The organism is Robiginitalea sp., from assembly GCF_049588695.1.
In the GTDB taxonomy this organism is placed as follows: domain Bacteria; phylum Bacteroidota; class Bacteroidia; order Flavobacteriales; family Flavobacteriaceae; genus Robiginitalea.
This window is the reverse complement of the sequence record NZ_JBAVZJ010000047.1, coordinates 1-5,953: the sequence shown is the minus strand read 5'-3', so window position 1 is coordinate 5,953 and position 5,953 is coordinate 1. Positions and strand designations below refer to the sequence as shown.

The 5,953-nt window shown below is 50.4% G+C and carries 4 protein-coding genes and 1 pseudogene; 2 read left to right on the top strand and 3 right to left on the bottom strand.

Features of this window, described 5'->3' with window-relative positions; translation table 11 throughout:
- Both WBV75_RS00935 and WBV75_RS00930 read left to right on the top strand, forming a co-directional pair.
- Positions 1 to 1,629, top strand: a 1,629-nt coding sequence (locus WBV75_RS00935; protein WP_424118789.1) for a prolyl oligopeptidase family serine peptidase, incomplete at its 5' end; no start/stop codon positions are given.
- Between the two features lie 53 nt (positions 1,630 to 1,682).
- Entirely contained in the window at positions 1,683 to 2,660 is a 978-nt protein-coding gene (locus tag WBV75_RS00930) for an ABC transporter ATP-binding protein (protein WP_424118788.1), read from the top strand.
- A gap of 6 nt (positions 2,661 to 2,666) precedes the next feature.
- Here the strand turns inward: WBV75_RS00930 and WBV75_RS00925 are convergent, their stop codons facing one another.
- The 3 genes and pseudogenes from WBV75_RS00925 to WBV75_RS00915 all read right to left on the bottom strand — a co-directional run.
- Complete coding sequence (locus tag WBV75_RS00925) at positions 2,667 to 3,995, bottom strand: GntP family permease (protein WP_424118787.1); 1,329 nt, start codon at positions 3,993 to 3,995, stop codon at positions 2,667 to 2,669.
- An 85-nt stretch (positions 3,996 to 4,080) separates the two neighbouring features.
- Positions 4,081 to 5,205, bottom strand: coding sequence for an NAD(P)/FAD-dependent oxidoreductase (locus WBV75_RS00920; protein WP_424118786.1), 1,125 nt, complete (start codon positions 5,203 to 5,205; stop codon positions 4,081 to 4,083).
- 34 nt (positions 5,206 to 5,239) lie between these two features.
- Positions 5,240 to 5,953 (bottom strand): annotated as a pseudogene (locus WBV75_RS00915) (acetyl-CoA carboxylase biotin carboxylase subunit); the annotation flags it as partial.

Sequence of the window (5,953 nt, the reverse complement as noted above, 5' to 3'; positions counted from 1 at the left end):
GTAATGCATGCCGAGCGCATGGAGATTCTGGAGGATACCCTTGTGGACATCAAATTTTCCGGGATTTCCTGGAAGGGGCAGGAAGGTTTTTACTACTCCAGTTATGACAAACCTAAAGGCAGTGAGCTTTCGGCCAAAACAGATCAGCACAAGGTATATTACCACAAAATGGGTACGCCCCAGGCAGAAGATAAACTTATTTATGGAGGTATCCCTGAGGAAAAGCACCGATATGTAGGGGCGAGTGTCAGCGAAGACGACCACTTCCTGGTGATTTCGGCTTCCAATACAACTTCCGGAAATAAGCTCTTCCTCCAGGACCTCACGATGGAAGATGCCCCAATAATTCCCATCCTCAATCACGAGGACAGCGACAGCTATATGATTGACAATGTAGAATCTAAACTCTATATCGTCACAAACCTCGACGCTCCGAACCAACGAATCATTACAGTGGACGCCGCCCGACCCACTCCTGAAAACTGGGTGGATTTTATTCCCGAAACCGAAAATGTATTAAGTCCCGGTACGGGAGGTGGGTATTTCTTCGCAGAGTATATGGTAGACGCCCTATCGAAGGTCCTTCAGTATGACTATGAGGGAAATCTGGTTCGGGAAGTGAAATTACCGGGTATGGGCAGTGCCGGGGGCTTTCGGGGAAAAAAGGATCAAAAGGACCTCTACTTTAGTTTTACGAATTACAAGACACCGGGATCTTCGTACAAATACAATGTTGAAACCGGCGATTATGAAGTTTACTGGAAACCCGAAATCGATTTTGATCCCAATCAGTATGAATCGCATCAGGTTTTCTATACCTCAGCTGACGGTACCAAAGTACCTATGATGATTACCCATAAAAAAGGACTTGAATTAAATGGCAAGAACCCGACCATTCTCTACGGGTATGGTGGGTTTAACATCAGCCTTACCCCCAGCTTCAGTACGGTGAATGCCATTTGGCTGGAGCAGGGAGGGGTCTACGCCGTTCCCAATTTAAGGGGTGGGGGAGAATACGGCAAGGACTGGCACAATGCCGGGACTAAAATGGGCAAACAAAACGTCTTTGATGATTTTATAGCGGCAGCCGAGTACCTGATTCAGGAATCCTATACGAGTCCGGAATACCTGGCGATCCGGGGAGGCTCCAATGGAGGACTTCTGGTAGGTGCCGTAATGACCCAACGCCCGGACCTCATGAAAGTGGCGCTCCCAGCCGTAGGGGTACTGGACATGTTGCGGTACCACACCTTTACCTCCGGGGCAGGCTGGTCCTATGATTATGGCACCTCCGAGGACAGCGATGAAATGTTCCAGTACCTGAAAGGGTATTCCCCCCTCCACAATATCAAAGAGGGGGTAGCCTATCCTGCTACCCTCATCACGACGGGGGATCACGACGATCGCGTTGTCCCGGCCCATAGCTTTAAATTTGCGGCTACCCTGCAGGAAAAGCACGCCGGTTCGGAACCCGTTTTGATACGGGTAGAAACCAATGCCGGACACGGTGCGGGCACCCCCATAAGTAAGACTATAGAACAGTACGCAGATATTTTCGGGTTTACACTTTACAATATGGGGTTTGAATCCCTTCCGAATAAGGCTGTATCTAAAGACTTTAAAGAATAATAACCCGTTGTAAATAAAAATCCGCTGCCAGACGATAGCGGATTTTTTCAATTATGCTCGAAGTAGACCATCTCTCATTCAGCTATGGCAACCACTCCGTTCTGGAGGACCTGAGTTTCAGGGTCTCCCCCGGGGAGTACCTCGCTGTTATGGGAGAGAGCGGTTGTGGTAAAAGCACCTTGCTCAAACTGCTTTATGGGGCCCTCCCCTTTGAAGGGGGTCGTATTCGGTGGAAGCAACACCCGATAAAAGGCCCCGAATACCAACTAGTGCCCGGAGGGGAATTTATAAAATACCTGGCGCAGGACTTTGATTTAATGCCCTATGCCACTGTGGCTGAAAACCTACAGAAGTTTCTCTCGGCTGCTGAACCCGAAGAAACGAATGCCCGGATCGCAGAACTCCTGAACACCATGGACCTCGAACCATACCGGGATGTAAAGGTAAACCTGCTCAGCGGGGGAGAGCAGCAAAGGGTGGCCCTCGCGCGGGTTTTAGCCCGCAGGCCCGAAGTGTTGCTGCTCGATGAGCCTTTCAGTCATATCGATCACTTTCGTCGCAACAAGCTCAGGCGGAACCTTTTCGGTTTCCTGAAAAGTGAAAAGATCAGTTGTATTTGCGCCTCCCATGACTATCACGATGTACTCCCTTTTGCAGATCGCATTATGGTTCTGCGGGATCGGGATATCCTGGATCTTCGCCCCACTGCAGAACTCTTCGAAAAACCGAGGAAGTTGTATACTGCCGAACTGCTGGGAGAAGCCAACCTGGTGCCTATAGAAGTGCTGAAATCTTACGCCTCCACAACGCGAAATATCATTGTGTACTCCCATGAATTCCGGATGTCGCGGAAATCCGGAATGCCCGTGACCGTTAAGCACACCTACTATTTTGGGAGCCACTACCGGATTTATGGTATTATGGAATCCGGCAAAGGCGTGTATTTTGATACAGAAAGTCCGATAGAAAAAGGCAAAAAGATCTATCTGAATGTCTCTCTTGAAACCATTAACAAACGCATGCCAATCTAAAGGGTGTCATGCAAAGAACAGAGAGAGGATAAAGACGCCAATGGCAGCACTTGTGCCCAGGAGAAATGTGCCTCCTCCAAAGAGTTTATAGCCGGTGCGTACATCCATCCCGCTCATTTGAGTCACCACCCAGAAAAAACTGTCATTGGCGTGCGATATTACCGAAGAGCCGGCCCCGAGGGCAACTACGGCCAGGGCTTTCTGGGTTTCAGATTCCAACCCAAGGGCGGGCATCATCGGGAAAAGGATGGATGCCGCAGTGATCAGCGCTACGGTTGAAGAACCCTGGGCCGTTTTCAGCACCGCCGCCAGTACAAAAGGCAAAAAAATACCCAGATTATAGGAAACCAGGCGATTTCCCAAAGTTTCAGCAATCCCGGACTCCTGCAATACGGTTCCAAAAATTCCGCCGGCCCCTGTAATCAGCAAAATAGAGGCGGCATCCCGTATCGCCTGCCCTACCCATCCGTCCGAAGCCAACATGTGTGTATTGAGCTTTGGAGGGAGAAGCAGACAAAGGAGAAGCCCGATCATCAGGGCAATTACAGGCTCACCCAAAAAAGCAATCCACGCGTATCCCATATTTGAAGTATCACCCGCCCCGAAGGCCGATTTTAATACGATCAACAGGATAGGTACAACAATGGGCAATACAGCTAAAACAAAGGGTGGGCGATACCCAGTTTCAGTATTGGAGACCGTGGAATTTTCGAGAATTGGTTCAGGTTGAATCTCAGTTTTGGAGGCCACACGGCTGGCGAACCAAACGGATACGGCCAGCGCCAGGAGGCTTACCGGCAGCGCAAATAGTATGACCAGGCCAAGGTCGGCCTCCAGGATTCCCGCAGCGGCAATGGGCCCTGGAGTAGGGGGTACCAGGGTATGGGAAACCATCAACCCCAGCCCCAGGGCAATAGCACCTCCGGCCAGGGACACCCCTGTCTTCCGACTCATACTCTTACCCAGGGGGTCCAGGAGCATAAAACCACTGTCTGCAAAGACAGGAATTGAAACAATATATCCGAGCAGGCCCATCGCCAATGGAATGCGCTTACTTCCAATCCACGACAATACTTTATCTGCTATTGCCCGGGCGCCTCCGGTATGCTCGAGAAATGCCCCGATCATAACGCCGAGGACTATGATTAACCCTATCTTTCCCATAGTTCGCCCGAATCCCTCATTCACAGCATTGACCAGGGCCTCGAGGGACATGCCCGCAAACCCGCCATACCCCATAGAGACCAGCAGCAGCACCAGGAAAGGATGTACTTTAAGCCGGGTGGTCATCCAGATAATCAGCAGTACGGCTACGAGTAAGTAAATAAGTTCCAAAGTGTTCGTGTTTACAGAATATCAAGTTTGACGGTTCGCTATAGAATCAAAGTGAAAAACCCCGCTCCGTGTTCAGTCCCCGGATTTAAGCTTCAGCCAAACCAGCCAGCTCCATCCCAATATGACTTCCAATGGCCACACCCATACCTCCGAGCCGGACGCCACAGGCTACATTATCCGAGAACTTTGTGACAATAGGTTTTTTCTGCGGCCCAACACCCATAATACCACTCCACCGATGTGCGATTCGAAATGGGATCCCGGGGAGTATAACCTGCCTTAAGAGTTCTTCCAAAGACTCTTGTATCAGCGGTGTTTGCCCGAACTCCCCGGTAGTTTCCCCTTCCGGGTCGAGGTTCCGTCCCCCGCCCAGCAATACCTGCTGCCCCACATTCCTAAAGTAGTAAAAGCCTTCGTCCATATGAAATGTGCCCTTAACAGGCAGTCCGGGGATCGGTTCCGTGATCAAAACCTGGGCCCTTGCGGGTTTTACTTCAGCCACGCCCAAATTTCCTGCAAAGCCATTGGTGGCTATCAATAATTTTCGCGCCTTAAAATCAAAGTGATTTGTCGAGACCGCCACCCCCTCCCCCAAATCGGTATATTCAGTGAGTGCCACCCCATTGAGAATGAGGATCGGTTGAGGTCCTCCCTGCACTTTATGAAGCAGCGCCTGCATCATTTTACCCGTATGGAGCTGTCCTTCCAAAGGATTTAAGATGAGCTTCGGCAGGATATTCGCAAATCCAAACTTATTCGGGGCCGGACGAAAACAAGTTTGCCCGAAAACCGGTTCCAAAAGGGCATTAACGCGGTCCATTTCATTCATACACCGGTCGAAAACAGCCGTATCCGTTTCCCGAAAGACCTCATATCCGCCCCAGGGTTTGTAATCAAGGGCCTTATCTCCCAACCTTTCACGTAAGAGCTGGATTCCCTTCCAACGTTGTAAAACTAAAGCCGAAACGGTATCGTCACTATGGTGGTTGAGGTCTGAGAGAATTTCAGTAAGGCTGCCAAAGCAGGCAAACCCGGCATTCTTGGTGCTGGCACCCTGTGGAAAAACACCTTTTTCGAGGATAAGGATACGTGCCCGGGGATGGGCTCTACGAAGTTCCAGGGCACAACTCAGTCCCGTAATCCCACTACCCACCACACAGAAATCGAGATCGTCCAGCCAGGTTTTCAACTCCCAGTAGCTCAATTCCATGCGATTAAAACTTTATGGGTTAGTCCGAGGGGCCTTAAGAGTCTTCGCCCTGGGGTTCCATTACGAAATCTTCCATAAACTTGGTCGTGTAGTTCCCGGCCAGGTAATCCGGGTGGTCCATCAATTGTTGATGAAAAGGAATCGTGGTCTTTACCCCTTCGATCACAAACTCATCAAGGGCGCGCCTCATTTTGTTGATCGCCTCCTCCCGGGTTTGGGCGGTGGTGATCAGCTTAGCGATCATCGAATCGTAATTCGGTGGGATCACATAGCCGCTGTACACATGGGTGTCCAGGCGTACCCCATGACCTCCCGGGGTATGCAGGGTGGTGATTCTGCCCGGTGAAGGCCGAAAGTCGTTATACGGATCTTCCGCATTGATACGGCATTCGATGGAATGGAGCTTCGGGACATAATTCTTTCCGGAAATCGGCACCCCTCCGGCTACGAGGATTTGTTCCCGAATCAGGTCGTAATCGATCACCTGCTCCGTGATGGGGTGTTCCACCTGGATCCGGGTATTCATCTCCATAAAATAGAAGTTCCTGTGTTTATCTACCAGAAACTCTACAGTCCCTGCACCTTCATATTTTATATACTCCGCAGCCATGATGGCCGCCTTTCCCATTTCTTCCCTCAGTTTGTCGGTCATAAATGGAGAGGGGGTTTCCTCTGTCAGTTTTTGGTGGCGCCTTTGTACAGAACAATCCCGTTCTGAAAGGTGACAGGCCTTCCCATACTGGTCGCC

Excerpts from the sequence above, each read along its gene's own strand:
- WBV75_RS00930 (WP_424118788.1), top strand. The coding sequence starts at position 1,683 with ATGCTCGAAGTAGACCATCTCTCATTCAGCTATGGCAACCACTCCGTT.
- WBV75_RS00920 (WP_424118786.1), bottom strand. The coding sequence starts at position 5,205 with ATGGAATTGAGCTACTGGGAGTTGAAAACCTGGCTGGACGATCTCGAT.